13 protein-coding genes are annotated in these 16192 nt (G+C 72.3%); 7 read left to right on the forward strand and 6 right to left on the reverse strand.

Going from position 1 to position 16192, the window contains the following annotated elements:
* Nucleotides 1–69 precede the first annotated feature (69 nt).
* Nucleotides 70–1689 carry an acyl-CoA synthetase gene (locus AC0ZLC_RS07355; RefSeq protein ID WP_476751063.1) on the reverse strand — a complete coding sequence of 540 codons (1620 nt, stop codon included), beginning with the start codon at nt 1687–1689 and terminating at the stop codon, nt 70–72.
* A 176-nt stretch (nt 1690–1865) separates the two neighbouring features.
* Between AC0ZLC_RS07355 and AC0ZLC_RS07360 the strand changes: the two genes are divergently transcribed.
* From AC0ZLC_RS07360 to AC0ZLC_RS07385, 6 genes are all read left to right on the forward strand, one after another.
* Nucleotides 1866–2666, forward strand: a complete 801-nt coding sequence (locus AC0ZLC_RS07360; protein WP_476751064.1) for a crotonase/enoyl-CoA hydratase family protein — start codon at nt 1866–1868, stop codon at nt 2664–2666.
* 50 nt (nt 2667–2716) lie between these two features.
* Complete coding sequence (locus tag AC0ZLC_RS07365; protein ID WP_476751065.1) at nt 2717–3682, forward strand: Zn-ribbon domain-containing OB-fold protein; 966 nt, start codon at nt 2717–2719, stop codon at nt 3680–3682.
* A complete protein-coding gene (locus AC0ZLC_RS07370) occupies nt 3682–4728 on the forward strand; it encodes a thiolase domain-containing protein (RefSeq protein WP_476751066.1) in 1047 nt (348 codons plus the stop codon). The genes AC0ZLC_RS07365 and AC0ZLC_RS07370 overlap by 1 nt, the downstream gene beginning before the upstream one ends.
* A complete protein-coding gene (locus AC0ZLC_RS07375) occupies nt 4725–5891 on the forward strand; it encodes a thiolase domain-containing protein (protein WP_476751067.1) in 1167 nt (388 codons plus the stop codon). The genes AC0ZLC_RS07370 and AC0ZLC_RS07375 overlap by 4 nt, the downstream gene beginning before the upstream one ends.
* A gap of 83 nt (nt 5892–5974) precedes the next feature.
* Nucleotides 5975–6217, forward strand: a complete 243-nt coding sequence (locus AC0ZLC_RS07380; RefSeq protein WP_352201341.1) for a DUF397 domain-containing protein — start codon at nt 5975–5977, stop codon at nt 6215–6217.
* Between the two features lie 238 nt (nt 6218–6455).
* The gene (locus AC0ZLC_RS07385) at nt 6456–6953 is read left to right on the forward strand and encodes a hypothetical protein (protein WP_476751068.1); all 498 of its coding nucleotides are present in this window, start codon (nt 6456–6458) and stop codon (nt 6951–6953) included.
* 49 nt (nt 6954–7002) lie between these two features.
* Here the strand turns inward: AC0ZLC_RS07385 and AC0ZLC_RS07390 are convergent, their stop codons facing one another.
* Nucleotides 7003–8988 carry an N-acetylmuramoyl-L-alanine amidase gene (locus AC0ZLC_RS07390; RefSeq protein WP_476751069.1) on the reverse strand — a complete coding sequence of 662 codons (1986 nt, stop codon included), beginning with the start codon at nt 8986–8988 and terminating at the stop codon, nt 7003–7005.
* A gap of 264 nt (nt 8989–9252) precedes the next feature.
* Complete coding sequence (locus tag AC0ZLC_RS07395; protein ID WP_476751070.1) at nt 9253–10395, reverse strand: aminoglycoside phosphotransferase family protein; 1143 nt, start codon at nt 10393–10395, stop codon at nt 9253–9255.
* Between the two features lie 233 nt (nt 10396–10628).
* Between AC0ZLC_RS07395 and AC0ZLC_RS07400 the strand changes: the two genes are divergently transcribed.
* Nucleotides 10629–12125: a DNA-binding protein NsdB gene (locus tag AC0ZLC_RS07400; RefSeq protein WP_476751071.1), complete on the forward strand. Its 1497-nt coding sequence runs from the start codon at nt 10629–10631 to the stop codon at nt 12123–12125.
* 10 nt (nt 12126–12135) lie between these two features.
* On the opposite strand, the gene AC0ZLC_RS07405 is transcribed toward AC0ZLC_RS07400, so the two are convergent.
* From AC0ZLC_RS07405 to AC0ZLC_RS07415, 3 genes are all read right to left on the reverse strand, one after another.
* A complete protein-coding gene (locus tag AC0ZLC_RS07405) occupies nt 12136–13554 on the reverse strand; it encodes a PP2C family protein-serine/threonine phosphatase (protein ID WP_476751072.1) in 1419 nt (472 codons plus the stop codon).
* A 343-nt stretch (nt 13555–13897) separates the two neighbouring features.
* Entirely contained in the window at nt 13898–14911 is a 1014-nt protein-coding gene (locus AC0ZLC_RS07410; protein ID WP_476751073.1) for a Gfo/Idh/MocA family protein, read from the reverse strand.
* A 57-nt stretch (nt 14912–14968) separates the two neighbouring features.
* Complete coding sequence (locus AC0ZLC_RS07415) at nt 14969–16063, reverse strand: baeRF3 domain-containing protein (RefSeq protein ID WP_476751074.1); 1095 nt, start codon at nt 16061–16063, stop codon at nt 14969–14971.
* Nucleotides 16064–16192 lie beyond the last annotated feature (129 nt).

Here is a 16192-nt window from a genome sequence, read left to right on the forward strand (position 1 = left end):
CGCACGGTCAACCCCGCGCAAAGATTGCGCCGGGCTCCCTGTCAGCTGCTTCGCGCGACCCGTCCAGCGCTAGCGGTCCGCCCGCACCGCGACGGCACGCGCCCACCGGTAGTCGGCCTTGCCGCTCGGCGACCGCTGGATGGCCTCCGCGATCACCAGCTGCCGCGGCACCTTGTACCCCGCGAGCCGGGAGCGGCAGTGCGTCTGGATGTCCTCAAGGGACGGTCGCTCCGCACCCCGGCGCAACTGGACCACGGCGGCCACGTGATTCCCCCACGTCGCGTCGGGCACCCCGGCGACCAGCGCGTCGTAGACGTCCGGGTGGGACTTGAGGGCCTGCTCGACCTCTTCCGGGTAGACCTTCTCGCCGCCGGTGTTGATGCACTGGGAGCCCCGGCCGAGGACGGTGACGACGCCCTCCTCGTCGACGGTCGCCATGTCGCCGAGGAGCACCCACCGCTCGCCGTCCTTCCGGAAGAACGTCTCGGCGGTCTTCTCCGGGTCGTTGTAGTAGCCGAGCGGCACGTGGCCGCGCTGCGCGACGCGTCCGGGCTCACCGGCGGCGACCGGTTCGTGCGTGGCCGGATCCACCACCTGGGTACGCGAGTTGACGCGCACCCGGAAGCCCTTCTCCGGGCCCGAGTCGGGTGTCGCCGTGCCGTTGAACCCGGACTCCGACGACCCGAAGTTGTTCAGCAGCAGCACGGTCGGGACGAGCGCCTGGAACTGCTCGCGGACCGTCTCCGACATGATCGCCCCGGACGAGGACACGGTGAACAGGGACGAGCAGTCGGTGCCCTTCATGTGCCCGCCGAGCGCGTCGATCAGCGGACGCAGCATCGCGTCGCCGACCAGCGACACGCTGGTGACCCGTTCCTTCTCGATGGTGCGCAGGACCTCCTCGGGCGCGAACTTGCGGTGGATGACGACGCGTTGGCCGAAGTTGAACCCGATGAACGCGGTGAGGGTGGACGTGCCGTGCATCAGCGGGGGAGTGGGGAAGAACGTGATGCCCTCGCCGCCCGCCGCGACCCGCTCGGCGAGTTCCTCCGGTGCCGAGACCGGTTCTCCCGTCGGGGCGCCGCCGCCGAGACCGGAGAAGAACAGGTCCTCCTGCCGCCACATCACCCCCTTGGGCATGCCGGTCGTGCCGCCCGTGTAGATGATGAACTGGTCGTCCGCCGAGCGCGGCGGGAATCCCCGCTCCGGGGAGCCGGCGGCCTCGGCATCCGTGAAGTCCACCCCTGGGGACGCGGCGGCGCCGGGGCCCGTCCCGCCCACCCGGACGAGGTGCCGCAGCGCCGGCGTGCGGGGCAGTGCCGCGGCCACCCGGTCGGTGAACTCCGCGTCGTAGACCAGGGACACGAGATCCGCGTCCCGGTAGAGGTACACCAACTCATCTTCTACATAACGGTAGTTGACATTCACCGGCACGATCCGTGCCTTGAGGCAGGCCAGCACGGTCTGGACGTACTCGACCCCGTTGTACAGGTGGAGCCCGAGGTGTTCCCCGGGGCGGACGCCGCTGTCCATCAGGTGGTGGGCGACGCGGTTCGCGGCGGCGTCCAGCTCCGCGTAGGTCAGACGGCGCTCCGCACCGGTGCCGGGGTGGTCGATGTACACGAGGGCCTCGCGGTCGGGGACCACGTCGACGACCGACTCGAACAGGTCGGCAAGGTTGTACTCCACCGCTCCTCCTGACCCCGGGCGCGACCGGTATCCATCGGCTCGACGGTCATCAGAGCAAAGGGGGACCCGACTGGGAAGGGCCGGGGCGGAAAGAATCTGACTGACTGTCAGAAAACCCTTGTACTGGCCCGGCGCCTCCTGCAACCTGTTCTCGTTCCTGAGACGGGAGGACGGCAATGGGCGGGACGGAACACCTCACCGTGCGGCGCGAGGGCGCCACACTGGTGCTCACGCTCAACAGGCCCGAGGCCAAGAACGCGCTCTCGCTGCCGATGCTGGTCGGCCTGTACGACGGCTGGCTGGAGGCCGACGAGGACGACGCGGTCCGCTCGATCGTCCTCACCGGGGCGGGCGGCGCGTTCTGCGCCGGAATGGACCTCAAGGCACTGGCGGGCAAGGGGATGGACGGGCAGCAGTACCGGGACCGGCTGACGGAGGACCCGGACCTGCACTGGAAGGCGATGCTGCGCCACCACCGCCCCCGCAAACCGGTGATCGCCGCCGTCGAGGGGCACTGCGTCGCGGGCGGCACGGAGATCCTCCAGGGAACCGACATCCGGGTGGCCGGCGAGTCGGCGACCTTCGGGCTCTTCGAGGTCAGGCGCGGCCTGTTCCCGATCGGCGGGTCCACCGTCCGTCTGCCGCGCCAGATCCCGCGCACCCACGCCCTGGAGATGCTGCTCACGGGACGCCCGTACACGGCCCCGGAGGCCGCCGGCATCGGCCTGATCGGCCACGTCGTGCCCGACGGGACCGCGCTGGCGCGGGCCCTGGAGATCGCCGAGCGGATCAACGCCTGCGGTCCGCTGGCCGTCGAGGCCGTGAAGGCGTCCGTGTACGAGTGCGGCGACCTGAGCGAGACCGACGGTCTCGCGGCCGAACTCGCCCGCGGCCGACCGGTCTTCGGCACCGCCGACGCCAAGGAGGGCTCCCGGGCCTTCACCGAGAAGCGCCCGCCCGTCTACCGGCGCGCCTGACCTCCGGCAGGAGAACGCGGCGCGCCCGACCCCCGGAAGGAGCCCTGCGGATGCCCGAAGTCCTCAAAGCCCCCCTGGTCCTCGAATTCCCCTTCACCCGCTCGCTCGGTCCCGTCCAGAGCGCCTTCCTCACCGGCCTGCGCGAGCGTGTCGTGCTCGGTGTGCGCACCGCGGACGGCAGGACCCTCGTCCCGCCCGTCGAGTACGACCCCGTGACGGCCGAGGAGATACGCGACCTCGTGGAGGTCGCCCCCACCGGCACCGTCACCACCTGGGCCTGGAACCACGCGCCACGCCGCGGCCAGCCCCTGGACACACCGTTCGCCTGGGTGCTGGTCCGGCTCGACGGCGCGGACACCGCCCTCCTGCACGCGCTCGACGCCCCGGGCCCCGACGCCGTGCACACCGGCATGCGCGTCCGCGTCCGCTGGGCCGGGGAACGCTCCGGCGCCATCACGGACATCGCCTGCTTCGAACCGCACGACGGGACGGACGCCGCCGACGGCCCCGGCGAGCCGTCCGGACTCCGCGCCCACGACGGCCGCTTCGACGACATGGTGACCGGCATCGTCGCCCCCGCCCGCCTCGACTACGTCTACTCGCCCGGCCGCGCCCAGTCCGCCCACATCAACGCCCTCGCCGGGCGGCGGACGGTCGGCGAGCGCTGCCCCTCCTGCCGCAAGGTGTACGTCCCGCCCAGGGGCGCGTGCCCCACCTGCGGAGTCGCCACGTCGGAACAGGTCGAGACGGGCCCCCGCGGCACGCTCACCACGTACTGCATCGTCAACATCAAGGCGAAGAACCTCGACATCGAAGTCCCCTACGTCTACGGGCACATCGCCCTCGACGGCGCCGACCTCGCGCTGCACGGGCGCATCGGCGGCATCCCCTACGACCAGGTGCGCATGGGGCTGCGGGTCGAACCGGTGTGGACGGAGGGCGGCCGCTACCCCGACCACTACCGGCCCACCGGCGAGCCCGACGCGGACTACGAGGCGTACAAGGAGCTGCTGTGATGCGGGAGATCGCCGTCGTCGCCTTCGGGCAGACCGTCCACCGGCGCACCAGCGAGGAGCTCTCCGAGGTCGAAATGCTCATCCCGGTCCTCCACGACGTCCTCGACCGCACCGGACTGAGGACCGGCGACATCGACTTCACCTGCTCCGGCTCCTCGGACTACCTCGCGGGCCGCGCCTTCTCCTTCACCATGGCGCTCGACGGGGTGGGCGCCTGGCCGCCGATCTCCGAGTCGCACGTGGAGATGGACGGCGCGTGGGCGCTGTACGAGGCATGGACCAAGCTGCTGACCGGCGACGCCGACACCGCGCTCGTGTACGGGTTCGGGAAGTCGTCACCCGGCTCCGTCCGCGACGTCCTGACCCGGCAGCTCGACCCGTACTACGTGGCGCCCCTGTGGCCGGACTCGGTCGCGCTCGCCGCGCTCCAGGCGCGGGCGCTCATCGACGCTGGGGAGACCGACGAAGCCGCGCTCGCCGGCGTCGCGTCCCGCAGCCGCGCGTCGGCGACCGCCAACTCCCATGCGCAGCTGAGGGGTTCGGTGCCGCACGGCGACTACGTTGTACGGCCGCTGCGGACCGGCGACTGCCCGCCCGTCGGTGACGGAGCCGCGGCCGTGATCCTCGCCGCCGGGGAGCGGGCCCGCGAGCTCTGCGAGCGGCCCGCCTGGATCCGCGGCATCGACCACCGCATCGAGGCCCACGCACTCGGGGTGCGCGACCTGACCGACTCGCCGTCGGCGCGGCTCGCCGCCGAGCGGGCCGGAGCCTTCGAACGGCCCGTCGACACAGCTGAGTTGCACGCTCCGTTCACCTCCCAGGAGGTGGTCCTGCGCAAGGCGCTGCGGCTCGGCGAGGACGTCACGGTGAACCCGTCCGGGGGCGCACTCGCCGCCAATCCCGTCATGGCGGCCGGGCTCATCCGCATCGGCGAGGCCGCCGCCCGCGTCCACCGCGGGGAGTCCGGCCGGGCGCTCGCCCACGCCACGTCCGGGCCCTGCCTCCAGCAGAACCTGGTCGCCGTCCTCGAAGGGGATCCCCGATGAGCAAGGAGCCCGTGGCCGTCGTAGGCATCGGCCAGACCAAGCACGTGGCCGCCCGGCGGGACGTGTCCCAGGCCGGCCTGGTCCGGGAGGCCGCGCGGCGGGCGCTCGACGACGCCGAGCTGACCTGGGCCGACATCGACGCCGTCGTGATCGGCAAGGCGCCCGACTTCTTCGAGGGCGTGATGATGCCCGAGCTGTACCTCGCCGACGCGCTCGGCGCCGTCGGCAAGCCGATGCTGCGGGTGCACACGGCGGGCTCCGTGGGCGGATCGACAGCACTCGTCGCCACGAACCTCGTCGCCGGCCGGGTCCACGGCACCGTCCTGACCCTGGCCTACGAGAAGCAGTCCGAGTCGAACGCCATGTGGGGCCTGTCGCTGCCGATCCCCTTCCAGCAGCCGCTGCTGGCCGGGGCGGGCGGCTTCTTCGCCCCGCACATCCGCGCGTACATGCGGCGCACGGGCGCCCCCGACACCGTCGGCTCGCTCGTCGCCTACAAGGACCGCCGAAACGCGCTGAAGAACCCGTACGCGCACCTGCACGAGCACGACATCACCCTGGAGAAGGTCCAGGCCTCGCCCATGCTGTGGGACCCGATCCGCTACTCGGAGACCTGCCCGTCCTCCGACGGGGCATGCGCGATGGTCCTCACCGACCGTGCGGGCGCGGCCCGTTCGCCCCGTCCGCCGGCCTGGCTGCACGGCGGTGCGATGCGCAGCGAACCGACTCTCTTCGCCGGCAAGGACTTCGTGTCCCCGCGGGCGGGCAAGGACTGCGCGGCCGACGTCTACCGGCAGGCGGGCATCGCGGACCCGCGCCGGGAGATCGACGCCGTCGAGATGTACGTCCCCTTCTCCTGGTACGAACCGATGTGGCTGGAGAACCTCGGGTTCGCCGCCGAGGGGGAGGGCTGGAAGCTCACCGAGTCCGGCGTGACGGAACTGGACGGCGACCTGCCCGTCAACATGTCGGGCGGGGTGCTCTCCACCAATCCGATCGGCGCCTCCGGCATGATCCGTTTCGCGGAGGCGGCACTCCAGGTGCGCGGGCAGGCGGGAGAGCACCAGGTGGAGGGGGCCCGCCGGGTGCTGGGGCACGCCTACGGAGGCGGATCCCAGTTCTTCTCGATGTGGCTGGTCGGGTCCGCGCCCCCTCTCTCCTGACGCCGTCCCTGCGACGTGGCCTGTCCGCCGCCGGAACCGCTCGCTAGGCTGGCGGCGGACGACGAACCGGGAGGAGCACGGACGTGGCCGAAAGCACCATCGAGCAGCACCCGCTCGCGGGCTGGGACAAGCCGGAGCTGGATCTCAGCAAGGCGGAGTGGCAGTCCAGCAGCCGAGGACGGGGAGACGTCCAGATCGCTTTCGTCGAAGGCTTCATCGCGATGCGCAACAGCGGCCGCCCGCGGAGCCCTTCACTGATCTTCACGCCCGCGGAGTGGGGCGCCTTCGTCTCCGGAGCCCGTGAAGGGGAGTTCGACCTCACCTGAGTACGGGCTGCCCGCGGGGTTGGCGAGCCGCCCCCTCCTGCCGCCCGGGAGGGGGCCCCGGCCCGGCGAGGGTGCTCCTGAGCACAAGCCGAGCCGGCCGCGGGCCACGCGACGCGGAGGCTGCGCGCGGTGACAGGCGGGGCGGCACAGGAAGCCGCCGATCCTGAGAGCCCTCCGGGACCGCCCGGTGCCGGCGCCCGCAGGGCCCGGCACCCGCCCGGGCACGTACCATGGCGGCATGTCCTTCCTCCGCCGCCGCAGCGCCACACCCGCCGGGCCCGACTTCGATGTTCTGGCCATGGACCCGGGCGACTGGCCGGGCAATCTCGGCGCGGGCCTGCTTCCCGCCCCCGACGGCAGCTGCCAGGGCGTCTTCCTGCGCTACGACCTGTTCGGCGGGCGCGGCCCCGCGATGATCATCGGCAATCTGCCGGAGGGCTCCCCGGCCCGTGACATCGCCGAGGACGAGATCCCCTTCGAGGTCGCCCAGCTCCTCCTCGCGCTGGAGAACGAGGAGGAGGTCACCGTCGTCGGGACCGAGGACATGCCGGTGATGCAGGGGGACAACCTGCTGATCGTGCGCCGCCTCAAGCTGTCCGAGAGCCGCATCTCCTGCGTCCAGTTCGACCGCAGCGACAAGGTCCTGGTGACCATCGCCGCCTGGGACCGGCCCATCACCGACGACCTGTACGCGCTGCTGAAGCCGCTCCCCGCGGAACTCTTCCAGCAGGGCTGAGCCCCGCGGGGCGGTCTTCCGCCATCGGCCCCACTCGCGCACGGCGCCGCTACGAGGCCGAGCCCAACACCTCCACGTCCGCCGCCCGGACGAACGCCACCCGGTGGCCGAACTGGATCTCGTAGTACATGTCCTTGCCGATCACGACGCGGTGCGGGGCCGTGTCGAAGGTCGGCGCGTAGAAGTACTCCCCGGCCACCCTGCCGCCGACCGCGTAGCGCTGGCCCGCGAGGAGCTTGTACGGCAGCGGGGAGACGGCCTGGACGGGCACGCCCGCCGGATAGGCCTCCTTCTCCGGGTACGCGCGCCCGTAGACGGGAACCTCCGTGAGCCCGGCCCTGGGCGTGGCCACCCGGCCCGCGGCCGGAACGGCCGTGGGCTGCTTCTTCGGGTTCCTGAACCAGGCCTTCTGCCCCAGGTACCAGATCGCCGTCCAGTCACCGTCACGGCCGGCCACCGCGTACCGCTGGCCGGTGGAGACCCGTGAGCCGATGTCGTTCACGTCGGTCGTCGAGTCGCCTCCACCGGGACGCAGACCGATGTCCTTGATCAGGGGTGAGGTGTCGTCCGGCAGGCTGTGGAGGCGTACCTCGCTGGAGCCGTGGGCCGCGCAGGGCTCGCCCTTCGTGACGCAGCCCGTGTACACCGGCTGGTTCCTGTCGTACTTCGGCAGCACGGTCACCAGTTTGGCGTCGGCCTTGGCCGTGCGGTGGAAGGGCCGGCCCATCAGCGCGAAGTAGTGCTGCCAGTCCCAGTAGGGGCCGGGGTCCGTGTGCATGCCAGGGACGGTCGACGCCGTGGGACCGGGCACGTTGTCGTGCCCGAGGATGTGCTGGCGGTCCAGCGGGATGTCGTACTTCCTGGCGAGATACGTCACCAGCCGCGCCGACGCGCGGTACATCGCCTCCGTGTACCAGGCGTCCGGCGAGGCGAGGAACCCCTCGTGCTCCAGGCCGATCGACTCGGCGTTCACGAACCAGTTGCCCGCGTGCCAGGCGACGTCCTCGGCCTTGACGTGCTGGGCGATGTGACCGTCGGTCGAGCGCAGCGTGTAGTTCCAGGACACGTAGGTGGGGTCCTGGACCATGGTGAGGACGCCGTCCCAGGCGCCTTCCGTGTCGTGGACGACGATGTACTCGATGCGCTGGGACGCCGGCCGGTCCCCCAGATCGTGATTGCCGTAGTCGCCGTCGCCGAACTCCTCGTACGGCGCCGGGATCCACTCGCAGGACACCGTGGACGGGCATTCCGTGCCGTCCGCGGAGACGGTGCGCAGGCCGGCGGCCCGTAACTGTGCGGTGTCGGGCCGCAGCGCCGGGTCGGCGGCCAGCGTCACGCTCTCCCCGGTGTCGGTGGTGCGCCGCGCGCCCTCGTGGATGACGTCGTACACGTCGTCGGCGTAGGCCGCGGCGGTCGCGGTGTCGTCCGCGGCCGAGAAGCGGGCGACCGCGCCGTACCAGTCGGCCGGGTCGGCGCTCAGCGGCTCACCCAGCTGCCGCTGGGCGGCGGCGAGCAGCGCGGCGCCGCCCGCCACGTTGGCGGCCGCGTCCGTCCGGAGCCGCTCGGCCGGGAGGCCGGTCAGCTCGGACGCCTTGGCCAGCGTCTTGAGGCGGGCGGGCAGTTCGGTGCTCGCGGGCACCTTCGTGCCGGGCAGCCGGGGCGCGCGTGAACTGTCGCCGCGGGCGTCCTCCGTGCCCTCGGAGTGGTGCCGCCGCGCGGTCTCGGCGAGCGCGGTACGGGCATCCGTGAGGTGCATCGGGCCGTAGCCGCCCGAGACGCTCGGTGCTCCGTCGTGCGTGTCCCAGCGGGACTGGAGGTAGGAGACGCCGAGCAGCACGCTCTGCGGCACCCGGTACTCGGCCGCCGCGGCGGCGAAGGCGCTCCGCAGGTTCCCGGGGGACGCAGGTGCCGGGGTGCCGGACGGGGCGGCGCCGAGCAGGGGCAGCAGCAGGGCGGCCGAGGCGACCGCGACCGCCGTCCTGCGCGCGCGTCCTGATACGCCAGGGGCGTCGGGTTCGGTGGCGGTTCCTCGCAAAGCGGCCTCCTGGGACGGTCGGGCGCGGTGGGTGGGGCGGGCCCGACGTGCGTCAGTGGTACCCGCTCCTCGACGATCCGTCAATCATGCCCAGGTGGACGGCATTTCCCATGTCAGCGGCGGTCGAAGGGGGTTTCGTGGCGGCGGTGGGGCGGCCTGCGGGGCGTCAGTGGAATGGACCAATGGCCCGCGCATACGGCCCCGGACATGACGAAGGCCCGCGGTGCGCCGATGTCCCGGGCGCACCGCGGACCGCCATCCCCGTCAGCGAGTGCCGACCGCCGCTCGAACGGCCTTGCGGGCCATCTGACAGTCGTCGTGCAGCCGCCTCAGCAGCAGCCGCTGTTCCTCGCCGGACGGCGCAGCACCCGAATGGGCCGGTCCCGGTGCCGCCGGGGTCGTGTCGTGCATCGAACGCTGCACGGCCGTCTCATAGGTGCGGATCTCGCGGGTCAGCACCAGCATCAGGTTGACCAGGAAGGCGTCGCGCGCCGCGGGCCCCGCCGACTGCGCGAGCTGGCTGATCTGCCGCCGGGCCATGGGAGCGTCACCGAGGACCGCCCACAGCGTCGCCAGGTCGTACCCCGGCAGATACCAGCCCGCGTGCTCCCAGTCCACCAGCACCGGACCGGCCGGCGAGAGCAGCATGTTCGACAGGAGGGCGTCGCCGTGGCAGAACTGGCCCATGCCGTGGCGTCCCGTGGAGTGCGCGATGCCGTGCAGGAGCTTCTGCAGGTCCCCCATGTCCCGGTCGGTGAGCAGACCCAGCTCATGGAAGCGGGAGATCTGCTCCGCGTAGTCCAGCGGGGCATGGAAGGTGCCCGCCGGCGGCCGCCACGCGTTCAGCCGGCAGATCGCGCTCAGCGCCGCCCGGATGTCCGCGCGGGGCGGGGTCTCGACCGGGTGCCGCTGGAGCGCGGCGACCCGTCCGGGCATCCGCTCGATGACCAGCGTGCAGTTGTCGGGGTCCGCCGCGATCAGCCGGGGCACCCGGACCGGCGGCCGGTGCCGGACGAACGAGCGGTAAGCAGCTATTTCGTGCTGGAACCGCTCCGTCCAGATCGGGGAGTGGTCCAGTAAGCACTTGGCGACGGCGGTGCTGCGACCGGTCGTACCGACCAGGAGCACGGAACGCCCGCTGCGACGCAGCACCTGCACCGGCGCGAACTCCGGACAGATCCGGTGCACCGACGCGATCGCCGTGCGCAGCTGCGCGCCCTGGGGGCCGGACAGGTCGAGTCGTCCGCTGAGCGGTTGGGGGCCGAGCCCCGGTGCGCGCCGCGTCCTGCCGGCGCCGAGCACGGGAGCCGCCGCCTGGCGCGCCGGGTCGAGGTAGGGGCCGCTGCCCGCCGGGCGGGAGTGAAGCGACCGGGGCGGAGCGGACACGGAGGACGATGCTGTGTACATGGGCGAAACAGATCCCTTCGTGTGCCTGCGAATTGCCGCGCTGCCCGCCCGGCGGCCCTGGTGCACCCTGGGGAGTGCCCCAGCGGCAACCGGGTCGGGGTGGCGCGTTCCTACCTGACACCCGGGGGTCACTGGCACACCATCTGGCGCACCCTGGCGAACCCTGGCGAATAGTCGCTCAGCAACTGACAGGCGGTTACTGTCGATTTCAGCCGAGAACCTGGGGGCTTGACGTGAACGGACAACCCAACACCCGCCTGTCGGACCTGTTCGGCCTCGCCGGCTGGTCCAAGGGCGAACTCGCGAGGCTGGTCAACCGGCAGGCGGCGGCCATGGGCCACCCCCAACTGGCGACCGACACCTCGCGGGTGCGGCGTTGGATCGACATGGGAGAGATCCCGCGCGATCCGGTGCCGCGGGTGCTGGCGGCGCTGTTCACCGAGCGGCTCGGCCGTGTCGTGACCATCGAGGACCTTGGCCTGGTCCGGCACGGGCGCGCAGGGAAACGGCAGGGCGACGGGAGCGTGGAAGGTCCCGACGGAGTGCCGTGGGCGCCCGACCGAACGGCTGCGGTCCTCACCGAATTCACGGGAATGGACCTCATGCTCAACCGACGCGGCTTGGTGGGCGCGGGTGCCGCGCTCGCCGCGGGATCCGCACTCAGCAGTGCCATGCATGACTGGCTGCACACCGATCCGGCCCTCTCCGCCGACGCACCGGAACTCGACCACCCCCTGCACGCCGACCCCGCCGGGTTCGACCGCTACGAGGCCGCCCCCATCGGGTCCCAGGAGATCGAGGAACTGGAGCGCTCGGTCGAGGTGTTCCGGGCCTGGGACGCGGCCCGCGGCGGCGGGCTGCAGCGCAAGGCCGTGGTGGGCCAGCTCAACGAAGTGGGAGGCATGCTCTCCTACCGGCACCCCGACCATCTGCAGCGGCGCCTGTGGGGCGTCGCCGCCAACCTCGCCGTCCTCGCGGGCTGGATGTCGCACGACGTCGGCCTGGAGCCCACGGCGCAGAAGTACTTCATCATCGCCGCCCACGCGGCCCGCGAGGGCGGCGACCGGCCCCGGGCCGGCGAGGCGCTCTCCCGGGCGGCCCGCCAGATGGTGCACCTGGGCCGCCCCGACGACGCACTCGACCTCATGAAGCTCGCCAAGTCCGGGTCGGGTGACGAGGTGCTGCCGCGCACCCGGGCCATGCTCCACACCATCGAGGCCTGGGCGCAGGCCTCGATGGGCAAGGGCCAGGCCATGCGGCGCACCCTGGGCGAGGCGGAGGACCTCTTCGTCTCCGACCGCGGGGACGTGCCGCCCCCGAGCTGGATGCAGATGTTCGACGAGGCGGACATGCACGGGATGCAGGCTCTCGCCTACCGCACCCTCGCGGAGCACGAGCCCGCCGCCGCCGCCACCGCGCAGCGGCACGCGAAGGAGGCGCTCGAACTGCGCGGGACGGGCCGCGAGCGCTCGAAGATCTTCGACCACATCTCCCTGGCGTCCGCCTGCTTCATCGCGGACGACCCGGAGCAGGCCGACCGCTACGCACGGCTGGCTCTGACGTCGATGGGGGCCAACTCCTCCCAGCGCACCTGGGACCGACTGCGCGAGATGTACCGGCTCACCGGGCAGTACTCCAGCTACCCGAAGATCCACGACCTGCGCGAGGAGATCAAACTGTCCATGCCCAAGGGCACCTTGAAGCCGCGGGGGGGCAGCTCCCGGGCGTGACCTGCCGGGGTCAGGACACCACTCTGGCGACGAGCACGCAGGCGTCGTCCTCGCGTTCGGCCTCGCCGCACTCCTCGACGATCGCCCGGAGGCAGTCCTGGGCCGTGCGGGCTCCGCACAGGCGTGGGGCCAGGTCGAGCAGTCTTCGCACGGCGGCCGTTCCGCTGTGCCCCGGTACCAGTCCGTCGGTGTGCAGGAGCAGCAGGTCGCCCTCTTCGAGGGTCTCCTCGGCCTGCCCGTAGACGGCGCCCGGGGTCGCACCGAGCAGCACGCCTTCGGGTGCCGTGAGGACGCACCCCGTTCCGTTGCGGAACAGCAGCGGGGCGGGGTGTCCTGCCTGCGCCCACGTCAGGGTGCGCGTCTCGGGCCGGTAGCGGCAGCAGACCGCGCTGCCGAGTGCGGGTTGGACGGTGACGTCGAGCAACTGACTGAGCCAGGAGAGGAGTTGCCCGGGCCGGGTGCCGGCCATCGCCATGCCGCGCAGGGCGCCGAGCAGGGTTGCCGTGCCCGAGGCCGCGGCTACTCCGTGTCCGGTGAGGTCGCCGACGCTCAGCAGATGCTCGCCGCAGGGCAGTTCCAGCGCGTCGTACCAGTCGCCGCCGGTCAGGGTTCTCGTGGCAGACGGCAGATGCCGTGCGGCGAGGTCGAGCGTTTCGGGTCCCTGGTTCGGCAGCCGCAGGCAACCGCGCCACGGCGGCAGCACGGCCTCCTGCAGTTCGGCCGCGAGCCGGCGCTCGGTCTGGGCGAAGTGCCGCTGGCGCTGCAGCGATTCCCGGGTGTCGCTCACCGTGCGCTGGCTTCTGCGCAGTTCGCTGACGTCCCGCAGCACGGCCCACATCGAGGCGGTGCTCCCGTCGGTGTGGAGCACGGGCTCGCCCATCATGTGCACGGTCCGCACAGCGCCGTCGGGGCGCCGGATGCGGAACTCCCCGTCGATGGGTTTCGCGTCGATGAGGCAGTCGGTCACCAGCGACGTCAGCATCGACCGGTCCTCGTCGTGCACGAGGGCCGGGAGTTCGTCGAGAGTGAGCGGGGGAGCCTCGGGGTCGCGGCCGAGGATCTGGTACAGCTCACCGGACCAGCTCGCCTCGTCCGTCAGCAGATTCCATTCGGCGCTGCCCACCCGGCTGAGCAGGGAACCGCGCCGCGGTGTGGTGGGCGCGGCCGGGGTGGTCTGCGGCTCGGCGGGGACGGGTGGCGGCCCCTCGCGCAGTTGCGCCAAGTGCTCGTCGAGATCGTCCAGTTGGTGCATCGCCAGGTCGCACAGGGCACGCTGCCAGCGGCCGTGGGGATCGGTGCCGTCGACGGGTGCGTCACGCCGGACGGCGTCCATCTCGCCGCGCAGCCGCCGCGTCTGCGAGATGAGCGCGTCGACCGTGCCGCTCGGGGGCGGCTGGGCGGGGCTGTCCGCAGAGAGATGGGGGGGCATGACGCACTCCGATGGGGGGACGGTACGACCAAGGGCGACGGCAGGACCATCACGACTGTCGCACAGCGCGCGACGCCCTGTAAGGGATTCGGCAACACGCGGCGCGGTCGTGCAGCAGGCATATGCCGCCGTCCTCACGGCCGCTTCCCCTGCACCTGATGGCATACCTCTCCCTGGACCCAAGTCGTAGGCACGATACGTGATTTGACGGTCGCGTGAGGTGCGCGAACACCTCGCTCAGTCGCCTGTTCGAGAGTCATCTGTGCGAGAGCGTCCGGGCGGGGCCACGCCCAGGGCCGACGTTCAGGGACCGCCTCGGCACCGGCCCTCCACGGCTGCCCCGTCAGCCGTAGAAACCGGGACGGGGGGCCAGATCGACGGCCACCCTGGTGCCGCTCTCCTGCGCGCGGACGCCCGCCTCGGCGACGGCCGCCGCCGCGTAGCCGTCCCAGGCGCTGGGGCCGGCCACCCGGCCCTCCCGGACGGCGTCCACCCAGGCCTGGACCTCACGGTCGTAGGCACCGGCGAACCGCACGAGATAGTCCTGCGCCACATCCTCGTACGCACCGCCCGCGCCGGTCACGACCATCGTGTGGTCGTCGCCGATCCGCGCGCTGCCTGCCTCGCAGACCGCTTCGCACCGCACCTGGTAGCCGAAGCCGCAGTTGACGAAGATCTCCACGTCCACCAGCGCCCCACGCGAGGTCTCGAACAGGACGAACTGAGGGTCGGCGAGCCCGCCGGGAGCGTGCGAGGACGACCACGGCCGCAGCACGGTCACAGCCGTGAGCTCCTGCCCCAGCAGCCAGCGCGCCGCGTCGATCTCGTGCGAGACGGAGCTGTCGATCAGCATCGCGGTGGTGAAACCGGGCGGCGACGCGACGTTGCGGTGGGCGCAGTGCAGCATGAGCGGCCGCCCCAGCCGCCCGCTGTCCAGCAGGGACTTGAGGCGCCGGTACTCGGCGTCGAAGCGGCGCATGAAACCGACCTGCGCCAGCCGCCGGCCGAGCCGGGCCTCGGCCTCCACCACCCGCAGCGCCCCGGCCGGCTCCGGCGTCAGCGGCTTCTCGCACAGCACCGGCAGTCCGCGTTCGAAGGCCGCGAGCAGCGCCTCCTCGTGCGCGGGGCCGGGCGACGCGATCAGTACCGCCTCGACACCGGGCGCGTCGAGCGCGGCGGTGACGTCCGCGTGCACCAAGACGCCGTCGATGCCCGCCACCGCGTCCTTGGCCCGCCCGGTCTCCGGGTCCGCCACCGCGGCGACCCGGGCGCCGCTCACCACACGGTCGAGCCGCCGTATGTGGTCGGCTCCCATGTGGCCCGCACCCAGAATTGCCACACCCAGTAGTCCACTCATGTGCTCCGCACCCCTCACACCGACGCCCCGATCCTTCGTCGGATTGTCGGCCGTATGTCAGTAGCGCAGCACCCCGGCGATCCGCTCGCTGTCGGCGAGCGCGCCGTCGGTGACGAAGCGCACCTCGGCGCCGGTCTCCAGACACTGTTCGACGATCTCGTCGACGATGTCCTCGCGGGCGTCGAGATCGCCGCTGTCGGCCGGGACGAGATGGTCGCCGTCGTCGCGCACCGTGGCACGGTAGTTCTCCTCGACGGCCAGCATCCGCACGCGGCCCTCGGTCGCGCTGCGCCACAGTTCGTCGAGGCCGGCGGCGAAGTCCTTCCGTCCGCGGGCGTTTTCGAGTTCCGCGGCCACGCCGTCGGCGACCTTCCGGTCGTGGGCGGCGACGAGGGGGCGGACCGCCTGCCACACGGCGTCGGGGGAGGCGTGGGCCAGGCCGCCGTGAGAGAGATGTTCGGCGCTCCTGGTGACGGTGCCGATCTCGTCGACCAGGGACAGCGCGGCGGTCTCCCCGGTGACGTACAGCGTGCGCGGATGCTCGCGCAGGAGGGCGCTCACCGCGGTGTCCGCGTCGCGCAGGAAGTGCCGGGTCTGTTCGTCGCGGAAGGTGCTGGGGAGGTCGCCGACCCGTTCCTGCCGTTCCGGGTCGGGGTCGTCCAGGCTGCGGGTCATCGGGAAGCCGCCGACGTGGCTCTCGACGACGCGTTCGGGGCCGCCGTTCCACAGCGTGATCCGGTCGGCGGAGACCGACAGCACCCAGAACGGCCGCTCGGAGGCCTGGGCGGCCACGAGATTGCGGGTCAGGAAGGTGTCCGAGACCACCACCCGCTCCGGCACCGTCCGGGCCAGCGTCCAGACCTGGTGCTCGCCGGGGGCCGCGAAGATCGCCAGGCCGTCCTCCGTGTGCGCGAGGTCGACCTCGGCGAGGGCCTGGTCGAGCTGTTCGACGACGTCCGTACGACGCTCTCGGGTGACGGCGGGATCGGCCTCCAGCCGCTTCTTCGCCTCGGCGACCACATTGCGCAGCCGGACGGCGTCCTGGGCGTTGTCGGGTTTGCGGCGGTGGGTCGGCGTCAGCACGGACACGGCCGGGTAGGGCCGGGGCCGGCGCAGCTCGGCGAGGGTCGCGGGACTCAGGGCATGCTCCATACCTGCACGATAGGACCGATTCACCGGTCGGGCATTTGGGGCGGAACGGGCCGGGCGGCGGTGCTCCGGTCCCCGCCCCGCGGCCGGTTGCGGGCGGCCTCCCCTGGGGGCGGACGGTGAGGGCGACCC

It is taken from the genome of Streptomyces sp. GLSS-08, assembly GCF_056387915.1.